Origin of the sequence: Roseofilum sp. SBFL, assembly GCF_017746885.1 — a bacterium.
Taxonomy (GTDB): Bacteria; Cyanobacteriota; Cyanobacteriia; order Cyanobacteriales; family Desertifilaceae; genus Roseofilum.
In genome coordinates, this window is the sequence record NZ_JAGHZH010000180.1 from 1 (window position 1) to 3,289 (window position 3,289).

Sequence of the window (3,289 nt, forward strand, 5' to 3'; positions counted from 1 at the left end):
GGGTTTTTAACCCTTCCCTCTTTCCTGGTGCTGTGAGCGCTGTGGCACCACTCCGACTCCATCCCGAACTCGGCAGTGAAACACAGCAGCGGCGACGATACTTTGGGGGTCACCCTTGGGCAAAATAGCTCGGTGCCAGGTCCATTTTTGACAAAAGGTCTTTCTGATTCAGAGAGACCTTTTGTTTTGTTTCTTAAGGGATGACAAGGAGGCTAAAGAGTAGACTGTTTGAATAAAGCCACTTTCCTAGCCTTACACTTTGAAATTCCCTATCTCCTATAATGGCTATTTTATACTCTTTATCCTTAAAGAATTATGTTTTTCTTCTCTAGAGAAGAAAAACATAAGCCAGGTTTCTATTTTCAATCTTGGCTGAGTGTCAAAGATATTCATAGAAACCGGGTTTCTGGCTTAACACACGGTATCTCGGATAGCTTCTGCATCAATGGGTTTAATTAGATATAGACGCAGCATATCCCAGCCAATTCCAGCCATTAAGGGTAGTTTGCGGAAGAATTTGACAATTTTAGGTGCATTGCTCTTATTAATCGCTGCAAGCTCGATGTTTCGCTCTGAACAGCGATAAACCCGTGGGAAAAATTCTGGATGATCTACATTTAACATGACTGGGAAAGCCCGACCTGCTGTAGCATTAGTATTGCAAACGACAGTTTGGTCATATTCTCTGGCATCTAAACCAATCATTTCATAAAAGTCAGTGCGCTCATCTACAGTGAGAGAATGAGTAACAAAGACGGTGAGCAGGAAAAAGCGGGCCCAGAGCCGTCCTGTCCAGCTATCCCACATATGGCGCTGCGATCGCAATAGGGCTGTAAAAATATCCCCGTGGCGGTTTTCATCCTGACACCAGCTTTCAAAGAACCGGAAGAGCGGATAAAACTGATATTCTGGATGTTTCTCTAAATGACGGTAAACGGTGATGTAGCGCCAATAGCCAATTTTTTCCGACAGATAGACCGCATAGATGATCCACTCTGGCTTAAAAAACGTATAGGTGCGGTTTTTCGTCAGATAACCCAAATCTAGAGAGATCTTAAAATCACTCATGGCCTTATTCAGAAATCCAGCATGACGGGCTTCATCCCGCGCCATTAGATTAAAGATTTCTGATAATAGGGGCTTAGTGTCTTTGAGCTTACGGGAGAGTTCCTTAAAGAGCAAAAAGCCGGAGAATTCAGAAGTACAGGAGCGCTCTAAGAAGTCTACAAATGTAGCGCGGGTTTTTTCATCAAGATGTTCCCAAGACTGGTCAAAGCTCTCATCCCGGACAAAGTGATGGCGGTTATAGTCTGCTTTCATTTCAGCCACCATAGCCCGAAGTTCAGCTTCTTGGCTAGAAATATCCATCGAGGCGATAGCCTCAAAATCAGTCGTATAAAACCGAGGGGTCAGCAGGGTTTCCTTGACTGGAGCTTTTACCCCTGGCTTGAGTTCTTCTATCGTCGGTTGTGAGAGCGTCTTAACCATAATCAGGTGCAAAATCAGTTTATCGATACATCAGTTTATAACGAAGATAAGAATTGGTCGTCAATTCTCATAAAATATTTACATTGCTTTACGGTTCTTCTTTGTTGTATGCAAAAGTCCATAAAGAGAACGCTTGTTGATCTAGAGTGGGATTGATCGATCGCCGAGATAATCTGAGCACAAAGCTGACTGTAGGAGGGAGTTTTAGGCAGATGTTTAGGCTACTTTTTCCCTAGGTTAAGGCGAATGGAGTCGAGTGGTGTAGCGATCGCCTGTACTCCTTACAGTATTAAGTTTTGAAAAAAAATCATCAATTTGAGTTTAATCGCTATAGAGTGATTAGAGTTGAAATTCCAAACAAAACCAACAGAGTCTACAACGTTATTACGAAGTTACTATGAGTCATTCTGAAACCTCCAACCTCCCCCCTACAGATTCTCGCGAACGGTTTAAAACCTGGGTGATGGGTTTGCAAGAGAACATCTGCCAAGGACTAGAAAAGATTGATGGTCAAGCTAAATTTAAACAAGACCAGTGGGAAAGGGCCGAAGGAGGTGGCGGTCGTTCCAGAGTGATCCGAGACGGTAGAGTTTTTGAACAAGGTGGAGTGAACTTTTCCGAAGTTTGGGGAGAGGGACTACCCTCTTCTATCCTTACCCAACGTCCTGAAGCAGCGGGTCATCCCTTCTTTGCTACAGGAACCTCAATGGTGTTGCATCCCCGTAACCCTTATGTTCCCACCGTTCACCTGAATTATCGCTACTTTGAAGCCGGCCCGGTTTGGTGGTTTGGCGGCGGTGTTGATTTAACTCCCTACTATCCGTTTACCGAAGATGCGATTCACTTCCATCAAACCATTAAGGATGCTTGCGATAAACACGATCCAGAATATTATCCTGCCTTCAAACGCTGGTGTGATGAATATTTCTACCTCAAGCATCGCCAAGAAGCTAGAGGTATTGGTGGAATTTTCTTTGATTACCAAGATGGTCGGGGAGAACTCTATCGAGGCCCCAAACCTGAAGGAGAAGCCGCACAATATAGTCAGAAAGTTGGCGACACTTCTCATACTTGGGAAGAGATCTTTGCCTTTGTTCAAAGTTGTGGCAACTCCTTCCTTGATGCCTATCTTCCCATTATTGAGCGCAGACAAGATATAGAAGCTGGAGAACACGAGCGCAATTTCCAACTTTATCGCCGTGGACGTTATGTAGAATTTAACCTCGTCTATGACCGAGGAACTATTTTTGGCTTACAAACGAATGGCCGTACTGAATCTATTCTGATGTCCTTACCTCCCCTGGTACGTTGGGAATATTGCTATAGTCCAGAAGCATGCAGCCGAGAAGAAAAGCTTTATACCACGTTCCTAAAAGCCCAAGATTGGGTTAATTGGGAAAAAGAACCGGAATTAGTAGGTGCAAAATAGATCGGCCTTGATTCTATAGCTTTAATCAGCTTTAGAACTCTTGGATTTAATGGTTATGACTTTCCTTTTGAACCACCGAAAAATCTGTCGGTGGTTTCTTATTTTTAGGTCATATAGCAGGGATAGGGGATACTTATACCAAATCCGGGTAGTACAGGTGGAGATGGATAGCAAGAAAATTTGGATTAGAACAGCATCTGTTTATTTTCTATACTATTCGGATTTGGTATTACCCTCTTTTGTCACTCTGCCGAATCAAGATAGGAATTAAGATAAGGGATTTAGGCTGAAGAAAAAAAGTATTGAAATTGATTGACACGGTGTAGCAATGGGCGAAGTGATGAGAGTAATTGCCAATCTGGGAAAACTTGA

At 43.2% G+C, this 3,289-nt stretch carries 2 protein-coding genes and 1 rRNA gene; 2 read left to right on the forward strand and 1 reads right to left on the reverse strand.

Annotated elements, in window-relative coordinates; translation table 11 throughout:
- Window positions 1-23: 23 nt before the first annotated feature.
- A 5S ribosomal RNA gene (gene rrf / locus J7545_RS19690) occupies window positions 24-141 on the forward strand.
- A gap of 270 nt (window positions 142-411) precedes the next feature.
- On the opposite strand, the gene acsF is transcribed toward rrf, so the two are convergent.
- The gene (acsF, locus tag J7545_RS19695) at window positions 412-1,488 is read right to left on the reverse strand and encodes a magnesium-protoporphyrin IX monomethyl ester (oxidative) cyclase (protein WP_318720042.1); all 1,077 of its coding nucleotides are present in this window, start codon (window positions 1,486-1,488) and stop codon (window positions 412-414) included.
- Window positions 1,489-1,885: 397 nt separating this feature from the next.
- Between acsF and hemF the strand changes: the two genes are divergently transcribed.
- Window positions 1,886-2,917, forward strand: a complete 1,032-nt coding sequence (gene hemF, locus J7545_RS19700) for an oxygen-dependent coproporphyrinogen oxidase (RefSeq protein WP_318720043.1) — start codon at window positions 1,886-1,888, stop codon at window positions 2,915-2,917.
- Window positions 2,918-3,289: the final 372 nt, after the last annotated feature.